The following is an 18,098-nucleotide window of genomic DNA, read 5'->3' on the forward strand; positions in this document are numbered from 1 at the left end:
CCCCACGCCTGCCATGCCTCCCGCACCTCCCGAGAGCTCCACGCCTGATGCCCCGCCGCCCACCGCTGGTAGACAATCTGCCCCCCGGGGCGGTGCAGCAGGATGTCCTCGATCCAGTCGGTGCCGGGCCACCCGGACTGCGGTTGCGCCCCCATCCCGAGGCACCACGGCACACCCCCGCGCGCCTCGATGTCGCGGGTCAGCGCGACCAGCTCCGCCCACGTCGCCGGGGGCCTGCGCACGGTGGGGCCGCCGGGGGCGTCCGTCCGGTACCAGACCAGGCTCTTGGCGTGCACGGCGACGGACAGCCCATAAACCCGGGCATGGGTGCCTCTCGGGGGCGTGAGTTGGAGTAGCTGTCGCGCCAGGCCCGGCTGCTCGGCCGGAACGAGGACGTCGTCGAGCGGGTACAGGTCGCCGCTCTGCACGTACGTCTTCAAGTCGTTGAGCCGGGGCAGCACCGCGACGTCCGGCGGCCGGCCCCGGTCGATCCCGGACCGGAGCACCTGGCTGACGTCCCGGGTGCCCTGGTAGTTGATCCTGATCTTGCTCTCTTTCGTGAAGGCGTCCAACACCGCCAGGAAGGGCCCGGCCTCGCTGCTGCGCCGGCGTTCCTGCTCGGTGTCGCCCTCGCCGTCCGTCGACCAGGACGCGACGACGCTCAGGGTGCGCGGCTGCGGGGAATCGGCACAGGCAGCCAGGCCGGCACCGGCGAGCAGGACCGGGATCAGGGCGAGCGCAACGCGTCTCATCGCTGTCGATACCTGTATTCCTCTAGTCGGGGCAGGAGCCCGAAGACCACCAGCGCGGCGGCGAGCAGGGACGCCGCGAGCAGGACGATCTCGCCGCCGTGGCTGTTTGCGGCCCCTGCCGCCAACCTGGTGGCCTCCTGGCCGTGCTTCCACGCGTTCCCGGCGGGGAGCGCGACCCCGTCGCCCGGTGCCGCCTCCCCGTCGCCCGGTGCGGACGGTGCCGCGCCGGGCGGACCCACCGGCGTCGCCGTGGCCGGGCACGGCGACGGTGCGTAGGCGGCGCTGAGCAGAGCGGCCAGCCGCTCGGCGTCCCGGCCGACCAGCGAGGTGAGCTGCGCCGCCCGGGCCTCGGCCGCCCGATTCATCTCGGCCCGGGCGTCGGCGAGCTGGTCGGTCGAGCGCAGGCTCATCGCGGTGGTGCCGCCCATCGCCACCACCGCGAGCGTCGCCAGCAACAGCGGCGCGTTCAGCACCCGCCGGAACCGGCGGCGCAGGAACAGCTGGGTGGCGACCAGCAGCCCGCTGAGGACGAGCACCGGCAGCAGCCAGAGCAGGATCGTCGCCGGGCCCGTCCACGTCCCGTCGACCTGCCGGTCCAGCGCCGCGACCTGCTTGCCCCGGAGCAGGTCGAGGCGGTCGAGGATCTCCTCCAGCAAGCTCGACGCGTCCCGCAGCGCAGCGGCGCCCAGCGCCCTGCCGTCGGCCTGGGCGAAGTGGGCATGGGCCCGCTCGATCAGGCCGGTGTAGGTGACCAGCGACGCCTCGACGACCTGGATGTCGCGGCTGCCGTCGTCGCCGGCGGCATTGTCCTCGGCGGCCTCGGCCAGGTGCTGGCCCGCGCGGGCGATCTGGTTCTGGTAGTCCTCTCCCGGCCCGGCGAGCAGCCGGGTGCACGCCGCGAAGCTGGCTACCGCCGCGCCGTGCGCCTCCCGCAGGGCGACCTGGGTGTCGTACACCGCCAGGATCGCCGGCACGGAACGGTCGTAGGCGTCGTCCGTGGTCCGGTGCACGCCGAGGAAGACCGTCAGGCAGCCGGCCAGCGCGACCGCGTTCGCGGCGAGCAGCGCCCACAGCAGCCGCAGCAGCGTCCGCCGGGTGGTGCTGGTCAGCGCCGCGCCGCTCACGCCGGCACCGGCCCGATCTCGGCCGGGTCGGTGAACTCGTGGCGGCACCGCTCACAGAACCGGGCACCCGGCGGCGAGCGGTGGCCGCACGGGCAGACCCGTGGCTGGGAGTCGGCGGCCGGCGCCGGTGGCGGCGCCACCTGAGGGGCCGGGTCGCGCACCGTGAACGACGACCGCAGGGCCACGCTGATCACGTCGAGCCGGGGCAGGTCGTCGCGCAGGCGTACCGAACCGGCGCCGACGTCCTCGACGAGAAGCCGTAGCTGCTCCAGGTGGAACGCGTCCCCGGCGGCGGTGGCCAGCTCGACCGCGCGGCCGAGCAGCCGCGCGGCGGTCACCCGGTCGCCGGTGTCGTACGCGTCGCACCCGTCGGCGATGAGCCGGCTCAGCTCCTCCTGCCCGGTGTAGTGGGCGACCCGCGGATCGATCCGGCTGGACAGGGCTAGGTCCTCGGTCCAGTGGGCCAGGGCGTTCACCGGCCGGGCGGCCGGCGCGTCGTCCACGAGCAGGTCGATCCGGGCGACCCGTAGGTCCTCGCCCGTCGGCCGGCCCGTCCCGTCCACCTCGAGGCACAGGTGGTACTCCCGGCTCTCCGCGCCCCAGGAGCCGGTCGCGCACTCCACCAACCGGTCGTCGACCGGTGCCACCGGCAGGTCCATGACCGTGGGATGCACCTGCCGGCAGGACAGCACCCGCGCCGGTGGGACCACGGCGATCCGCAGCCTCGCCCGGGCCACCCGCTTGGCCATCGTGGCCCGCATGGTCGCCCGGAAGTCGGCCTCCAGTTCCTGGGGCCGGCGGACCGCGGCGGCCGTGCCGTGCAGCGCCTCGGCGACACGCATGAGCTCCCGCGGCTGCCAGGCGTCGCCGACGCCCCGCGCGTCGCAGACGAACTGCCCCGCGCAGTCCGCCAGAACCTCCGCCAGCCGCTGCGGCGTCTCGTGCTCGTTGCGGCCGTCGGTGAGCAGCAGGGTGTGCCGGATCGCCGCGGGGTGCTCCGCCAGCAGCTCGCGGGCCAGTGCCAGCCACGTGCCGATCGCCGTGCCGCCGGCGGCGGCGAGCCGCCCCAGCTCGCGCCGCGCCTCCTCCCTGGTGGCCGGTGAGGCGGTGGCCAGGCCCCGGTGGCGGGGATAGACCATCCGGGCCTCGTGGGTGCCCTCGACCACGGCGAAGCGGACCCCGTCCGGCAGCATCCCGACGGCCGCGGCGGTGGCCCGCCGGGCCGCGCCGAGCTTGGTCGGCGGCTGCGCCATCGACCCGGAGCAGTCGACGACGAGCACCTCGGCGTAACGGGAGCCATCGGCCTGCGCCGGGCCGCCGCCCTCCCGGGCCCGCGCGGTGGCGGTGAGGATCGCGTGTAGCTGGCGGTCCCTGGTGGACAGGAACCGGTCGTGGTCGATCCGCAGGTCGAAGTCGAGTGCGCTGGACACCGGGTCGCTCCTCACCATGATCGCAGGAAGGTCAGCGGCCGGACCGCGTTCGCCCGGTCGACGAGGACACCGTGGTCGTTGGCCGTACGCGCCTGCCGGGCCAGGTCACGCAGGGAACTCTCGAGCAGCCGCCGCAGGGACCGCTCCGACGGCGCGTCGCCCAGTGTCTCGCCGACGGCCAGGCCGCCCGCGCCATGGACGAGAACCCGGTCCAGGGCGGCCTCCCGGACCAGCGTGGTCATCCGGTCGCGGGCCTCACCGTGCCGTGCGCCCCCGTCGAGCCGCAGCCGGCCGAGGCGGCGCACCGCCTCGTTGAGGTGCTCCGCGCCGGGCGGGTCGTCGCCGAGCCAATCGGCCAGCACCCGAACGGCCGCGACCTGGGCGGCGTCGTAGTGTCGGGAGACCCGGGGGACGCCGTCGAGGAACTGCACCGCCGCCTCCCGGTCGCCGGCGGCCAGCCGCAGCCGGGCCAGCCCGAACGCGGCGCTGGCGGCCGACCGGTCCCGGCGCCACACCGCCCGGTAGTAGCGGGCCGCCTCGACGGCGTCGCCCCGCTGCTCCGCGCAGTAGCCGAGCGCCAGCTTCGGTGCCACCTCGCCCGGCAGCTCGCCGTACGCCCGATCGAACCGCGCGGTGGCGTCGTCCACGTCGGACCGGGCGAGCGCCAGCAGGCCGTGGTGCCAGACCAGCCGCCAGTCGGCATTCGCGTCCTCGCCGAGCAGCCCGGCGGCGTCGGCCAGCGCCTCCTGGGCGGGCCCAGGCCGGCCCAGCTCCAGGTGGGCCCGGCAGCGGGACAGTTGGACCTCGACCGAGTCCGCCTCGAACGCCGCGAGCCGGGCCAGCAGGCTGCGGGGATCGAGGGCACCGATCAGCTCCAGGGCGGCGGTGGCGGGGTCGCCGGTCGCGGGGCGGGGCACCGGCAGGCCGGTGGCCACCGCGGCCGGCGCCGGGCGGCCGTGGTGCGGCACCTCGGCGGTGGACGGGTCGGTCCAGGCCGCGAGCCCCGGCACCGCGCCGAGCCCCGCGTCGAGCAGCGCCGCCGTGGGCGCGAACACGGTGGACGGCTCCTGGGGCCGGTCCGCCGGGGGTGCCGGCAGCAGCTCCCGCAGCACGCCCTTGAGCTGTTCGGACATGTCGGAGGCGGAGGCGAAGCGGCGACGCCACTCACGGTGGGTGGCGCGCGCGACCAGCCGTCCGAACGACTCCGCCCCGAGGTCGGGATCACGGTCGGTGGAGCCGAGCGGGGGCTTGCTCAACTCCCGCAGCATGACCCCGACCGCGTAGAGGTCGGACCGCACCGTGAACCCGTGCGCGGCCAGCTCGGTCGGGCTCACCCCGTAGGTCTCGGTGCCCACCTTCGGGCTGTGCCGGTCGTCGGCCCGGCGTACCCCGCCGAGGTCGATCAGCTTGATTCGGTCGGCGGTACGGATGACGTTGCCCGGGTGCAGGTCGGTGTAGAGCAACCCCTTGCCGTGCAGGTAGTCCAGCGCCGTCAGGATCTCGTGACCGTACGCGAGGATCTCCACCAGCGGCAGCGTGACGGCCGGCCGGGCCGGGTCGACGGCGGCCTGCCGCAGCTCGTGCAGCGTCATCCCCTCCAGGTACTCCATCACGATGTAGCTGGTCTGCCCGCCGAAGAGCCGGTCCTCCGCGCTGACGAAGTTGAAGATCCGGACGATGTTGGGGTGGTCCAGGGTGGTCAGGAACTGCCGCTCGGAGACCTCGATCGCCAAAGCGTTCGGCTCGGTCTTGTTGATCAGCCGCTTCAGGGCCATGTGCTTGCGGTCCAGGTGGACGTCCTCGGCGAGATAGACCTGCCCCAGGCCGCCCCGGGCCAGGTACCCGACCACCTCGTACTGGCCGGCTACCAGGTCACCGGGGCGCAGGGCGGAGACGAACGCGAAGGGCGTCCCGCAGTGGGGGCAGTAGCCGTGGTCGAGCCGGTCCGCCCCGCCCCGGCCGACCTCCCTGCCGCAGGCGGGGTTGGCGCAGAACCGCTCGTGCTCGGGCACCGTCAGGCCGGCCGTCGTGCGCCGGCGGTCGGCGAAGTCGCGCACCGGCAGGGACACCAGGCCGGCCACGGGCCACGTCTCGCTCCCGACCGGCGCCCCCGCCGTCGGCGTCGCGACCCGGCGCGACGACCTCGCGGGCCAGGGCGCGAGACCGCAGACCTCGCAGAAGCCGTCGGCGTCGACGGTGCCCGGGCAGCCCGGGGTACGCGGACAGCGCATCAGGACGGCACTCCTTCCTGCGGCTCGCCGAGGATGCGCCGGACCGCCTCGGCGTAGGCGTGCACGGCCTCGGTGGCCTCGGCGAGGTCGCACGGGCCGGCCCAGAGCAGGTCGTGGGCCCGCCGGTAGGACCGCCCGAGGCCCTGGTGCTCGGTCCACCCGCCGGCCACGGCGCGCGCCCGGTGCGCGTCCAGCAGCCCCCGCAGCTGCTGGTGCTCGGTCGCCCGGGCGGTCAGCTCTCGACGCAGCCTCGCCACCTCGTGCAGCGCCCGGTCGGTGCTGTGCTCCACGGCGGCCAGGTGTTCCAGCAACGGACCGGGATCGGGTTCCCGGGCGGCGGCCAGCAGCGTGGTGAGCCGGATCCGCAGCCGGGTGGCGCGTGGCGTCATCGGCGGCAGACCGGTCAGGTGGGCCTCGACCTCGCGCTGGTGGGCGCGGGCGAGGCCCTCGGCCTCGCGCAACCCGGCAATCCGCCGGGCGAGCAGCGCGAGCCGCAGGCCGACCGCGGGGCTGCGGAAGCCCACCAGGACCCGCAGGTCGCGTTCGGCCGCGCGGTCGACGATCGGCCCGATGACGTCGGCGACGAGTTCCTTGGGGTCGCTCGACTCGTCCACACCGTCGATCAGTAGCGCCCGCGGCGCCTTGTCGCCGAGCCGTCGGTCCGCCGGGCCCGCCGTCACGGGCTCGGCGACGCCGACGAAGCCGAGGATCCGCTCGGCCAGCTCCCGGGGCGGCTTGCCGGTGGCGTCCAGCGCCAGGTCGATGCTGCCCAGGGGCGGCACCGACGGGTCCCGCTCGCCGGCGGCCGGACCGGCCGAGGACGGCCGGAACTGTCGGTTGGACAGCACCACGGCCCGGCGTACCGTGGCCGAGATCGTCGACGTGGGCGGGCCGGTGACGACCACCAGGACGTTCTCCGGCGAGCGGCGGGCGAAGAACCGGGCCGTCAGCCGGGCGAACTCGCCGTCCTCGCGGCCGGTGCCCATCGACGTCAGCTCCTGGTCGACGGAGGAGTCGCCGACCACCCACGCCTCCAACAGGGGCAGGTGGTTCAGGAGCGTGTCCACCGGGATCATGTACGAGCGGCCGGCGGCGGGGTCGCTGTAGTAGGAGACCACCATGCCCACCACGTAGCCGGTCTCGTTGTCGACCGCCGCCGCGCCGCTGAACCCGCTGCGCACCCACAGCCCCGGGCTCGCCGGGTTCGGGTTCATCTGCATCCGTTCGTTGGTCTCTCCGGACAGGACGGCGTGGACGGTCTCGCCGTCGCTGAACTCCTTCGGGAACCCGAAGGCGTAGACCCGCTTCTCCCACAGGGGCAGTCGCCGCAGCTCGGCGCCCGGACCGCCGGGGACCGGGTCGGACAGTTCGAGCAGGGCGATGTCGCCACGACCGTCCGCGCCCACCGGAACCCATCCGCCGGTCGCCACGCGGGCGGAGCGGGCGGGCAGGCGGGGCAGGCGGACCAGGTCGACCTGGACCCGGCCGGCCGGCGGGGCGGCGGTCCACGCCCCCTTGCGGCCGGCCGCGCGGTCGATGACGTGGGCGCAGGTGAGAACGTGTCGGTCGCCCAGCAGCGTCCCGCTGCCGAGGATCAGGCCGCTGTCGCCACGGATGCGGCACACCCATGGTTGACGACCGTGATTCTCCTCCACCTGTGCATGGTATTCGCAGGTTCTTTCAGGCATGGGGCGCGGAATTGACCTTTGTAAGAAAGGCGACTCGGCCGCGAAACCCGAGCAGGGGAGGACGACCGGCCCGGTGGAATTCCCTGTGGCGCTATTTGCACAGCAGCCCACGCAATCGGCGACGGCTCACGTCGATACCGGACGCGAAACCACGGGCCGGGCCGTCAGCGGCCGTCCGATAGGATCGGCGGCCTGCGTCGGTCCACGGTGGGAGGACGATCGGTGAAGCTCATGCGCGTCGGGCCGGTGGGCGCGGAGAGGCCCGTGCGGTACACCGGCGGCCGGTACCTGGACCTGTCGTCGGCGACCCCCGACATCGACGGCGCGTTCTTCGCCTCCGACGGCCCGCGCCGGGTCCGCGACGCCGTCGACCTGCCTGAGATCGACGTCGCCGGCCAGCGGATCGGGCCGCCGATCGCCCGGCCCGGGGTGGTGCTGTGCGTCGGGCAGAACTACGCCGCCCACGCCGCCGAGTCCGGCGCGCCTGCGCCGGCCAGCCCGATCGTCTTCTACAAGGCGCCCAACACGGTCGTCGGCCCGTACGACGAGGTGCTGATTCCGCGCGGGTCGACGAGGACCGACTGGGAGGTGGAGTTGGGCGTGGTCATCGGGCGGCGGGCCCGTTACCTCGACTCGGTCGCCGACGCCCTGGACCACGTCGCCGGGTACGTGCTGTCCAACGACGTGACCGAGCGGGCGTTCCAGTTCGACCACTCCGGCGGGCAGTGGTCGAAGGGCAAGTCCTGCGAGACGTTCCAGCCGCTCGGCCCGTGGCTGGTGACCCCCGACGAGGTCGCCGACCCGCAGGGGCTGCGGCTGCGTTCCTGGGTCAACGGCGAGCCCCGGCAGGACTCCACCACCAAGGACATGATCTTCGACGTGGCGTACCTGGTGTGGCACCTGTCCCAGTACACCGTCCTGGAGCCGGGGGATTTGGTCAACACCGGCACCCCGCAGGGGGTGGCGCTGTCCGGTCGCTTCCCGTACCTGCGGGCCGGCGACGTGATGGAGGTCGAGATCGACGGCCTCGGCCGGCAGCGGGCCGTGCTCGGCAGCGCCTGATGGCTCTCGTCCTCGCCCCGATGACCTGTGACGGCCTGGTGGCGGTGGTGACCGGCGGCGGCTCCGGCATCGGCCGCGCCTGCACGGAGGCGCTGCTCGCGGTGGGTGCCCGGGTGGGCGTGCTCGACCTGGACCCGGCCGGCGCGCCCGCCGACCCCCGGGTACGCGCGGTCCGCGCCGACGTGGCCGACCGGGCCGGCCTGGCCGTGGCGGTGGCGTCGGTCGCCGACGCGTTCGGCGGGGTGGACATCCTGGTCAACAACGCTGCCGTCTCCGCCGTGGGCACTGTCGAGGACAACGACGACGCCGAGTGGGCCCGGGTCCTCGACGTCAACGTCACCGGGGTTGCCCGCGCGACGGCGGTCGCCCTGCCGTATCTGCGCCGCTCCGCCGCGCCCGCGATTGTCAACGTCACCTCGATCGCCGCCGGCGCCGGCCTGCCCCGCCGTGCCCTGTACTCGGCGACGAAGGGCGCCGTGCACGCGCTGACCCTCGCCACGGCGGCCGACCTGGTCGGCGACGGTATCCGGGTCAACTGCGTCGCGCCCGGCACGGTCGACACCCCCTGGGTCGCCCGGCTGCTCGCCGCCGCCGCCGACCCGGAGGCCGAGAAACGGCAGCTCGCGGCACGGCAGCCCACCGGCCGGTTGGTCACGGCCGCCGAGGTCGCCGCCGCGGTGGTGTACCTGGCGTCGCCGGTCGCCGGGGCGGTCACCGGCACCGCGCTGGCCGTCGACGGGGGATTGGGCGGGCTGCGGATGCCCGCCCGCCGCTGACCCCACGGGCACCGCCGCCCCGGGCGGCACGCCGGGCCGCTCGCTGGGCTGCCGGGCCGCTCGCCGGTCGGTTACCCTCTGCCCGGTGACGGTGACCACGGGGGTGCCGGCCACGCCCGCCCCGCCGGGGCGCAGCCGTGGCTTCCACGCGTTCTGGACGGCGCAGGTCCTCTCCGTCCTCGGCGACTCGATCTCCCAGCTCGCCGTGCCGCTGCTGGTGCTCGACGCGACCGGTTCGATCGCCACGGCCGGCCTGCTCACCGGCGTGTCCGGCACGGCCGCGGTGCTCGCCGGCCTGTTCGCCGGCGTCGTGGTGGACAGGTGCGACCGGCGGGCGCTGCTGGTCGGTGCCGACGTGGCGCGGATGCTGCTGTTCGTGGTGGTCCCGCTGGTGTGGTGGCTGGTCCCGGACCCGCCGATCTGGCCGCTGTTCGTGCTGCTGCCCCTGGGCGCGGCGATCGGGATGGTTTTCCAGGTCGCCGCCGTCACCGTGGTGCCCGGCCTGGTGCCCGCCCCGGAGCTGACCCGGGCGAACGGCCGGCTGTACGCCGGCACCGCGCTCGCGGCGGTCGCGGGGCCCGCGCTGGCCGGTGCCGTGTCCGGCTGGCTCGGCCCGGCCGGCGCGCTCGCCGTCGACGCCGCCAGCTTCGGGGCCTCCGGAGCGCTGCTGACGTTGGTGCGGCTACCCGCGCGGTCCGCCGCGACCGCCGACGCGGCGGACCGGCCGGGGCCGTGGGCCGAGTTCCTCGCCGGGGTGAGGTTCCTGCTGGGCCACCGTGTGCTGCGCCCGCTGACCGCCCTGCTGACCGTCTACCTGCTGCTCACCTACGGCATGGACGACGTGGTGATCTACCATCTCAAGCGCGGCCTCGGCCAGTCCGACGGAACGGTCGGGCTGGTGCTCACCGCAGGAGCCGCCGGAACGGTCACCGGTGCGCTGGTCGTCGCGCGGCTGCGCGGGCGGTTCGGGTTCGGGGCGTGCTGGATCGGCGCGGTCGCGGCCACCGGCGGCGCGGTCGCGGCCCTCGCGCCCACCCGCCGGCCCGCCGAGGTCGGCGCGCTGATGACGGTCTACTTCGGCTGCCTGAGCGTCGCCGGCATCTGCTCGCTGTCGCTGCGCCAGGAGGTGACGCCGGAGCACGTGCTCGGCCGGGTCACCGCCGCCTTCTGGACGATCCACTTCTCCCTCGGCGGCATCGGCGCGGCGGCGTTCGCCTGGCTGGCCCAGCACCACGGCGCGCCGCTGACGTTCGCCCTGGCCGGTGCCGGCGGGCTCGCCGTCGCCCTCGCCGCCCTCGGCACCGCCGTGCGGCGGGCTTGACCCCGCCTGACCGTCGTCCGCCGGCCCGGATGCCGCGTCCTGGGCGGGCCCGGCACCACCCGGGCCCCGGGCCGCGCGCCACGGCGGGAGGTCACCCGATCGGGTGACCTCCCGCCGTACCGTCTCCGGGGCGGCCCGCCACTGTCAGACTCGCCGCATGTCCAGCACTGGGGAGATCATCACGCTCAGGGACGGTCGCCGGGCGGCGGTGTACCGCTTCGGTGCGGACGCCGGCCGGCGGGTGGTGCTGTTCTGTCACCCCGCCCCGGGCTCCGGTGCCTTCGACCCCGACCCGGCGGCGACCCTCGACGCCGGGGTCACCCTCCTCGCCCTCGACCGGGCCGGCTACGGCGAATCCGATCCGAGCACCGGCTGGGCGGACGTGCCGACCGCCGCCGACGACCTCGTCGAGCTGATCGACCAGCGTGGTCTCGGGCGGGTGTCCGTCGCGGGCTGGTCGGCCGGAGGCCGGGTCGCGCTCGCCCTAGCGGCCCGCCGGCCCGACCTGGTACGCCGGGTGGCGGTGCTGGCCACCCCCGCTCCCGACGAGGATGTCCCCTGGCTCGACCCGCGCCAGCGGGACATGATGGCCGCGCTGCGTGATCGGCCGGTCGCCGACGTCCGCGCCCAGTTGGACGCCGCGATGGCCGCCCTGGTGCCGTCCGATCCCCGGAACCCGGCGGCCGTGCGGCTGCTCGGCGCGAACCCGGCCGACCGGGCCGTGGTGGGCGACCCCGCCGTCGCCGCGCGGATCGGCGACATGCTGGCGGGGGCCTTCACCCAGGGCGTGCGGGGCATCGCGGACGACATCGCCGGCTACTCGCTGCGCCCGTGGGGTTTCACCCCCGACCAGGTCGGGGCGGCCACCCTGCTGCTGTACGGGGCCGACGACGCCCTTACCGGCCCCGCGCACGGCCGCTGGTGGCGCGACGCCCTGCCCGACGCCCGGTTGGAGGTCGTTCCGGACGCCGGTCACCTGCTGGTGGTGCCCTCCTGGCGCCGGGTCCTCGACTACCTGGTCGGTCCGCCGACGCGGGCCACCTCCGCCCGCGACGCGGTCGCGTTCATCCTCCGCGCGTCGGGTCCACCGCGCCCGGTGCGCTAGGCCCGTCCGGCCCGGGGCCGCGTCAGTCCTGTGGCGACGGCAGCACCGCCAGGGCCAGCGTCAGGTCCAGCACGGTCGCCGGGTCGAGCAGCCGGTCGCCGTACAGCTCCCGCACCTGCGCCATCCGGTAGCGCACGGTCTGCGGGTGCACGAACAGGGCCGCCGCCACGTCGTCGCGCCGGCCCTGGTGCAGCAGCCAGGCGCGCAGCGTCTCCGCGAGCCGGTGGGCGGTGGCCGGCGGCAGCGCGGCGAAGGGCTCCAGCACCTGCGCGCGCAGGTCGGCCAGGGCCTCCGGGTCCGTGCTGAGCAGCAGCCGCGCCAGGTGCCGCTCGGTGTCCAGCGGCGCGTCGGCGTCGGCGCGGGGCAGCCCGAGCAGCAGCGCCCGAGCGGCCCGCTCGTACGACCCGGCCACCCGGTGCCACGGCCGGGCCGGCCCCAGCACCGCACGGTGCCCGCGCAGCACGCGGGCGAGCTGCCGCCGCCGGCCGCCGTGCGCGTCGGGCACCAGCAGCACGGCCAGTTCCTCGGCCGGGTCCGCCCCCGGCATGTCCTCCCCGCTCTCCAACGTCTGCGGGCTCAGCGCGGTCAGCACAGCGCGCAGGCCGTTGCGGGGCAGCAGCACGACGGTCAGCGTCTGCGGCGGTGGCCAGTCCGCCCGCTCGGCGCTGCGGCGCAGCACGTCCTCGGACTCGCCGGCCAGTAGCTGCTGGGTGAGCCGCTCCAGGTACCGCTGCCGGGCCCGGCCGACGCTGGCCAGCTCGTCGGCGTGCCCCGCCACGCTGGCGGCGGAGAGTTCGTCGATGTATGCGAACATCAGCTCGGCGAACTCGGCGACCGTCGCCGCCGCGAGCCCGGCGCGCACGGTGGCGGTGGAGACCTCCCGCCAGGCCACCCGCGCCCCCACCCGGTACGCCGCCAGCAGCGCGTCCATGCTGCGGCCGGAGCGGGCCTCCCCGCTGCCGAGGGCGTACGCCGCCTCCAGCGCCGGGGCCAGCGGGGTGCTCGGGTCCGATGCCGCCTGGGGCCGGCCGACGAGTTGGAGGAAGGTGCCCAACGCGATGCGCACCGCGTTCTCGATCTTCGCCCGCATCTGGCCGGTGAGGGTGCCCGAGTAGGCCGGCACCTCCGCCGTGATCGCGGTGACCGTGCGCTCGGCGACCAGTGGCAGCGCGCCTAGCAGCCGGGCGGCCATCGGCTCGTCCAGTTCGAGACGGGCAGCGCGGCGGCTGGTCCCGGACTCTTCCGACATCGTTGTTCTCCCGGAACAAAACCGTGTGGCGCTTTCATCTTTCCTGGCCAAGATGTTATGCGATCGTGTCCGTCACGCTGATCGTATGACCACCACCGTCCCGCGCCCACCCGGCCGCCGCACCGTCCGGGACAGGCTGTTCCGGCTCGCCGAGACGGTCACCACGCCGCTGCTGCCCGAGGACTACCTCGACCTGATCGCCCCGCTGCGCTCCGGGGCCGCCCTGCGCGGGCGGATCCTGGACGTGCGACCGGAGACCCGGGACGCCGCGACGCTGACCATCCGGCCCGGCCGCGGCTGGCGCGGGCACACCCCCGGCCAGTACGTCCGCCTCGGCGTGGACGTCGACGGCGTCCGCCAGTGGCGGGCGTACTCGCTCACCTCGGCCCCCGGCCGCAGCGACGGACTGATCTCGGTCACCGTGAAGGCGATCCCGGACGGCCGGGTCAGCAACCACCTGGTCCGCCGGGCCCGGCCCGGCACCCTGGTCCAGCTCGACCAGGCCCAGGGCGACTTCGTCGTGCCCGTGCCCGCGCCGGAGCAGGTCCTCTTCGTCACCGCCGGCAGCGGTATCACCCCGGTCATGGGGATGCTCCGTGCCGGCGCGCCCGCCACGGCGGACGTGGTGCTGGTGCACTCCGCGCCGACCCCGGACGACGTGATCTTCGCCGCCGAGCTGCGCGGGCTCGCCGCCCGGGGCGCGATCCGCCTCGTCGAGCGGCACACCGACACCGACGGCGTGCTCGGCGTGGCCGAGCTGGCCGACCTGGTGCCCGACCACCTCGACCGGCAGACCTGGGCGTGCGGCCCGGTCGGCCTGCTCGACGCGGTCGAGGCCCACTGGGCCGCCAACGGGGCGGCCGACCGGCTGCACACCGAGCGGTTCCGACCGACGGTGATCTCCCCGGGCGCGGGGGGCGACGTCACCTTCACCCGTGCCGGGGTCACCGTGCGCGCCGACGGCGGAACCGCCCTGCTCGACGCGGGGGAGGACGCGGGGGTGCTGATGCCGTCCGGGTGCCGGATGGGCATCTGCTTCGGCTGCGTGGTGCCGCTGCGCCAAGGCGCGGTCCGGGACCTGCGCAACGGGGAGATCACCACCGCCGTCCCCGGCGACGGCGTGCTCATCCAGACCTGCGTGTCGGCGGCGGCCGGTACCTGCGACATCGACCTCTGACAGGAGAACCGGACGTGACCGCGATCCAGAAGAAGGCCCACAACCCGATCGCCCATCTCACCGCCGCCGACATCGACGCGCTTGGCAGGGAACTCGACGCGATCCGGGACCGGGTGCTCGCCAGCCGGGGGGAGGCCGACGCCGCGTACATCCGCAAGGTGATCGCCATCCAGCGCCGGTTGGAGCTGGGCAGCCGGGCGGTGCTGCTGTTCTCGCTGTTCCCGCCGGCCTGGCTGGTCGGCACCGCCGGCCTCGCGGTGGCCAAGATCCTGGAGAACATGGAGATCGGTCACAACGTTCTGCACGGCCAGTACGACTTCATGCGTGATCCGAAGATCCACTCGACGACCTGGGAGTGGGACCACGTCTCCCCGGCCGCGCAGTGGAAGCACTCGCACAACCAGCTACACCACACGTACACCAACGTGCTCGGCAAGGACAACGACCTCGGGTACGGCATCATGCGCGTCGACGAGGACCAGCCGTGGCACCCGATCCACCTCGGCCAGCCGCTGTGGAACCTGATCAACGCGTGCTTCTTCGAGTACGGCATCGCCGCGTACGACCTGGAACTGGGCCGCAACCTGCGCAAGGGCCGACACAAGGCCCCCGAGTTCCGGGCCCGCGCCCGCGCGGTCGGCCGCAAGATCCGTCGCCAGTTCCTCAAGGACTACATCATCCACCCGCTGCTGTCGGGGCCGTCGTTCCTCAGCACCCTCGCGGCCACCTTCACCGCGAACCTGATCCGCAACCTGTGGAGCCACTCGGTGATCATGTGCGGGCACTTCCCGGAGGGGGTGGAGACCTTCGAGAAGGCCTCCATCGAGGGGGAGACCCGGGGCGAGTGGTACCTGCGGCAGATGCTCGGCTCGGCCAACATCAGCGGCAGCCGGCTGACGCACATCATGACCGGCAACCTGTCGTTCCAGATCGAGCACCATCTCTTCCCCGACCTGCCGAGCTGCCGCTACCAGGAGGTCGCCCCCGAGGTGCGGACGCTGTTCGCCAAGTACGGGCTGACGTACACCACCGGGGCGCTGCCGAAGCAGGTGGCTTCCGCCTGGTGGAAGGTCATCCGGCTCTCCCTGCCCAGCGCGACCCCCGCCCCGCCGGCCGCCGGTGGGCAGGTGCGGACCGACGCCCTGGCGACCTCCTCGGTGTGACGTGCTGCCCGCTCCTAGCGAGCGGGCTCCCGCAGCCGGCGGTAGTGGTTGCACAGCTCGAAGTGCGGGATCTGCTGGTTCGTCGCGCGGGCGCGGGCCCACGGGCCGTCGCGCGGATGGTAGGTCACGGTGTCACGACCGGACGAGAGATCGCGTCGGAGGTCCGGCCGCTGCCGGCGGGGCTCAGCGTCGCGCCGAATGCCGGTGCTGCACCGTCTGCCGGCCCTTGACGAACGCGAGCACGATGACCACGAGCAGCGCGATCACCCCGATGATCACCAACCAGCGCACCGCTTCGAGCAGCAGCCCGAGCAGGACGAGCACGCCGGCGACGACACCGACGACCCAGAGTACGGCCCGCATGTCCACCTCCCGTTGACCGGACGGTCCCGTTGGCCGGGCGTCCGCCGCGTACGCGGCCCAGGGGCCTTTCCCGGTTCGGCCGACACCATGCCCGTGGGCCGGCTCCCGATGCGGCCCGGCTGCACCGGCGGCCCCACGCGGCTCGGTCCCGCCGGTTACCGGCGGGCGACGTAGACGGTGTTGGCCGACTCCCGGCCCTGCAACGGGTTGGCGAAGCGGACGACGTGGGCCAGGCTGGTCGGGAACACCCCGGTCAGCACCCGCTGGAAGTCCGGGTCCGGCGGATCGTTGGACCAGAGGGCGAAGACCCCGTCCGGGTGCAGCAGGTCGGCGAGGCGGCGCAGGCCCTCGTCGGTGTAGAACGGGGCGTGGCTCGGGTGCAACACGTGCCGGGGCGAGTGGTCCACGTCGAGCAGTACCGCGTGGAACCGCCGGCCGGGTGAGTCCGGGTCGAAGCCCGTCCCGTCGGCGACCGCCGCGAAGAAGTCCGCCCGGACGAACCGGGTGCGCGGGTCGTCGGCCAGCCCCGCTGCGAACGGCAGCAGGCCCCGCCGGTGCCAGTCGATGACGTCCTCGATCGCCTCCACCACCACCAGCGACGCCACCCGGGCGTCCTCCAGGGCGGTGCGGGCCGTGTAGCCGAGGCCGAGGCCGCCGACCACGACATCCAGCGCCTCGCCGCGCAGCGGAGCCAGCCCGAGCCGGGCCAGCTCGATCTCCGCGACGGGGAAGAGGCTGGACATCAGGAACTCGTCGTCGAGCTTGACCTCGTACACCTCGCGGTCCAGCGCGGGGTCGCGCCGGCGGCGCAGGCTGATCTCGCCGATCGGGGTCTCCCGCCAGGCCAGTTCCTCGAATCGCACGCCCACGAGATTCCTCACTTCGGCCGGGTCCGAGCGGATGTTACCGTCCGCGCGGACCCGGCCACCCCAACAAACCGCCATCCGGTACGCGGCGCGGCGCGCCCCTGGCGGGCCGCCGTGGTGCGCCCGCGGTCGGCCGTCGGTGGTGCGGGCCCCGGTCGGCCGGGCGGCGCTCCGCGGGCCGGTCAGGCCGCGGCGCGCAGCCGGGCGTCGAGCGCGTCGAGGTCGGGCAGGAACCACACGTGGTCGGCCCGGTTGGACTCGTGGACCAGGGCGCGCAGCGCCGGACTCGCCGCCAGGTGTCCGGAGACGTCGCCGATGACGGCCAGGCGCAGCCGGTAGTTGACGAACTTCTGCATCACCTCGCCGGCGAACCGGGTGCCGAGCGAGAAGAACTCCTCGCTCAGCCGGCTCGCGGGCACGGCCACCACCGTCGCGCTGAGGAAGGCGGCGCCGATCAGGTCCAGCGCGTCCTGCTCGGTGGCCACCAGCGGGCCGTCCGGGTCGCAGACCAGCACCGGCACCCCGGCCAGTTCCCGCACGTCGTCAGGCATCCCCCGCCTCCCCGGCGAGCTGGCCGTCCCTGCGGGTGAGTAGGCCGTCGGCCCCGTCGAGCACGGCGTCGAGCAGTCGCAGCAGGTCGGCGGTGGCGGCGGTGCCGCCCAGGATCACGATCTTCATCCGGTTCCGTTCCTCGTCGTGGACGGTCTGCACGCGCAGCGGGTGCGCGAGGTCGTACCCGTTGTTCGCTCCGGCCAGCACGAGCGTGCTGAGCCGGTCGGCGGTGGGCCGGTCGACGCCGTCGACCTGCACGATGCTCGACACCTCCGCCTTCGCGCCGTCGCCCTGCCGCACCGGCGACTGCGAGCGGCCGGTGAGCGCGTCGAGGTCGGCGGGGGTGATCCGGTACTGCTTGCCGATCCGGGTCGCCCCGAGCCGGCCGGATCGGATGTAGCCGCGCACGGTGCGCACGTGCAGGCCGAGGAGGTCCGCCACCTGCTCGACCGAGTACATTTCTTCTCTCATCACTCCCCATCATACTCATGATGATGCGGATAAGAAACGATGCGTCATGACAGGGTGTGCCTTGGCAGGGGAGCTTGGCCGCTCACAGGGCTGTCATTCGGCGGCAACCTCTGCCGAGCACGGAGTCATAGCCTTGATCCATGTCGACGCGGATCGTCTTCGAGACCCATTCGTGGAGTGAGGACAACGACCGGGGCGTCGCCACCGGCTGGCTGCCGGGGCGGTTGTCCGCGCGCGGGCGGGCGCTGGCCGCCGAGCTCGGCGCCCGCAGGCGGGACGACGGCATCGCGGCCATCTTCACCTCGGACCTGCGCCGCGCGGTGGAGACCGCCGAGGTGGCCTTCGCGGGCACCGGCATCCCGATCCTGCACGACTGGCGGCTGCGGGAGTGCGACTACGGGACGCGCAACGGCACGTCCGCGGTGGAGCTGCACCGGGGCAGAGTCGACCACCTCGACTCGCCCTACCCCGGCGGCGAGAGCTGGCGGCAGGCCGTTTCGCGGGCCGGGCGATTCCTCGACGACGTCCCGCTGCGCTGGGACGGCTGCGGCATCCTGCTGATCGGGCATGTCGCCACCCGGTGGGCGCTGGACCACCTGCTCGACGGCGTCCCGCTGGAGGCCCTGATCATCGCCGACTTCGCCTGGCGTGAGGGCTGGGAGTACCGCACCGGCGACCGCCAGGGAGCCCGCCGCCAACGAACCCCGGCGACGCGCCGCTGACGAACCCTCGGTCGACGAGGGGCAGGGGCGGGGGACGGGTCAGGAG

General features: G+C 74.5%; 17 protein-coding genes. 7 read left to right on the forward strand and 10 right to left on the reverse strand.

Translation table 11 applies throughout. The features are described from left to right. The 5 genes from E1258_RS17145 to E1258_RS17165 form a co-directional block, all read right to left on the reverse strand. Positions 1–752: extracellular solute-binding protein (locus tag E1258_RS17145; protein WP_132402066.1), on the reverse strand; the 752-nt coding region annotated here is incomplete at its 3' end. Then, positions 749–1,876, reverse strand: coding sequence for a hypothetical protein (locus tag E1258_RS17150; protein ID WP_132402069.1), 1,128 nt, complete (start codon positions 1,874–1,876; stop codon positions 749–751). The genes E1258_RS17150 and E1258_RS17145, both read right to left, overlap by 4 nt. Next, positions 1,873–3,306 (reverse strand): VWA domain-containing protein, encoded by a 1,434-nt coding sequence (locus E1258_RS17155; RefSeq protein ID WP_165949804.1) that lies wholly within the window; start codon positions 3,304–3,306, stop codon positions 1,873–1,875. The genes E1258_RS17150 and E1258_RS17155 overlap by 4 nt, the downstream gene beginning before the upstream one ends. 11 nt (positions 3,307–3,317) lie before the next feature. Further along, the gene (locus E1258_RS17160) at positions 3,318–5,537 is read right to left on the reverse strand and encodes a serine/threonine-protein kinase (RefSeq protein WP_132402075.1); all 2,220 of its coding nucleotides are present in this window, start codon (positions 5,535–5,537) and stop codon (positions 3,318–3,320) included. After that, the gene (locus E1258_RS17165) at positions 5,537–7,192 is read right to left on the reverse strand and encodes a trypsin-like peptidase domain-containing protein (RefSeq protein ID WP_165949805.1); all 1,656 of its coding nucleotides are present in this window, start codon (positions 7,190–7,192) and stop codon (positions 5,537–5,539) included. Before E1258_RS17165 ends, E1258_RS17160 begins: the two co-directional genes overlap by 1 nt. A gap of 255 nt (positions 7,193–7,447) precedes the next feature. On the opposite strand from E1258_RS17165, the gene E1258_RS17170 reads away from it, so the two are divergent. From E1258_RS17170 to E1258_RS17185, 4 genes are all read left to right on the forward strand, one after another. Beyond that, the gene (locus E1258_RS17170; RefSeq protein WP_132402081.1) at positions 7,448–8,287 is read left to right on the forward strand and encodes a fumarylacetoacetate hydrolase family protein; all 840 of its coding nucleotides are present in this window, start codon (positions 7,448–7,450) and stop codon (positions 8,285–8,287) included. Next, entirely contained in the window at positions 8,287–9,063 is a 777-nt protein-coding gene (locus E1258_RS17175) for an SDR family NAD(P)-dependent oxidoreductase (RefSeq protein ID WP_243715510.1), read from the forward strand. Before E1258_RS17170 ends, E1258_RS17175 begins: the two co-directional genes overlap by 1 nt. 85 nt (positions 9,064–9,148) lie before the next feature. Then, positions 9,149–10,384, forward strand: coding sequence for an MFS transporter (locus E1258_RS17180; RefSeq protein ID WP_207919599.1), 1,236 nt, complete (start codon positions 9,149–9,151; stop codon positions 10,382–10,384). A gap of 157 nt (positions 10,385–10,541) precedes the next feature. Then, positions 10,542–11,489, forward strand: coding sequence for an alpha/beta fold hydrolase (locus E1258_RS17185; protein ID WP_132402084.1), 948 nt, complete (start codon positions 10,542–10,544; stop codon positions 11,487–11,489). A gap of 22 nt (positions 11,490–11,511) precedes the next feature. Here the strand turns inward: E1258_RS17185 and E1258_RS17190 are convergent, their stop codons facing one another. Then, entirely contained in the window at positions 11,512–12,738 is a 1,227-nt protein-coding gene (locus E1258_RS17190; RefSeq protein WP_132402087.1) for a CdaR family transcriptional regulator, read from the reverse strand. An 85-nt stretch (positions 12,739–12,823) separates the two neighbouring features. On the opposite strand from E1258_RS17190, the gene E1258_RS17195 reads away from it, so the two are divergent. After that, on the forward strand, positions 12,824–13,915 hold the full coding sequence (locus E1258_RS17195) for a ferredoxin reductase (protein WP_132402090.1): 1,092 nt from the start codon (positions 12,824–12,826) through the stop codon (positions 13,913–13,915). 14 nt (positions 13,916–13,929) lie between these two features. After that, the gene (locus E1258_RS17200; protein ID WP_132402093.1) at positions 13,930–15,078 is read left to right on the forward strand and encodes an acyl-CoA desaturase; all 1,149 of its coding nucleotides are present in this window, start codon (positions 13,930–13,932) and stop codon (positions 15,076–15,078) included. A 183-nt stretch (positions 15,079–15,261) separates the two neighbouring features. Here E1258_RS17200 and E1258_RS17205 read toward each other — a convergent pair whose 3' ends face one another. The 4 genes from E1258_RS17205 to E1258_RS17220 form a co-directional block, all read right to left on the reverse strand. Then, complete coding sequence (locus E1258_RS17205; RefSeq protein ID WP_132402096.1) at positions 15,262–15,441, reverse strand: hypothetical protein; 180 nt, start codon at positions 15,439–15,441, stop codon at positions 15,262–15,264. Positions 15,442–15,596: 155 nt separating this feature from the next. Further along, on the reverse strand, positions 15,597–16,310 hold the full coding sequence (locus E1258_RS17210; protein ID WP_132402099.1) for a spermidine synthase: 714 nt from the start codon (positions 16,308–16,310) through the stop codon (positions 15,597–15,599). 179 nt (positions 16,311–16,489) lie between these two features. Next, positions 16,490–16,858, reverse strand: a complete 369-nt coding sequence (locus E1258_RS17215; protein WP_132402102.1) for a DUF4180 domain-containing protein — start codon at positions 16,856–16,858, stop codon at positions 16,490–16,492. Then, positions 16,851–17,330 carry a helix-turn-helix domain-containing protein gene (locus tag E1258_RS17220; RefSeq protein WP_243715511.1) on the reverse strand — a complete coding sequence of 160 codons (480 nt, stop codon included), beginning with the start codon at positions 17,328–17,330 and terminating at the stop codon, positions 16,851–16,853. Before E1258_RS17220 ends, E1258_RS17215 begins: the two co-directional genes overlap by 8 nt. Before the next feature lie 140 nt (positions 17,331–17,470). Here E1258_RS17220 and E1258_RS17225 point away from each other — a divergent pair, with 140 nt between their 5' ends. Further along, entirely contained in the window at positions 17,471–18,052 is a 582-nt protein-coding gene (locus tag E1258_RS17225; RefSeq protein ID WP_132402105.1) for a histidine phosphatase family protein, read from the forward strand. Positions 18,053–18,098: the final 46 nt, after the last annotated feature.

This window comes from Micromonospora sp. KC207 (assembly GCF_004348615.1).
GTDB lineage: Bacteria > Actinomycetota > Actinomycetes > Mycobacteriales > Micromonosporaceae > Micromonospora.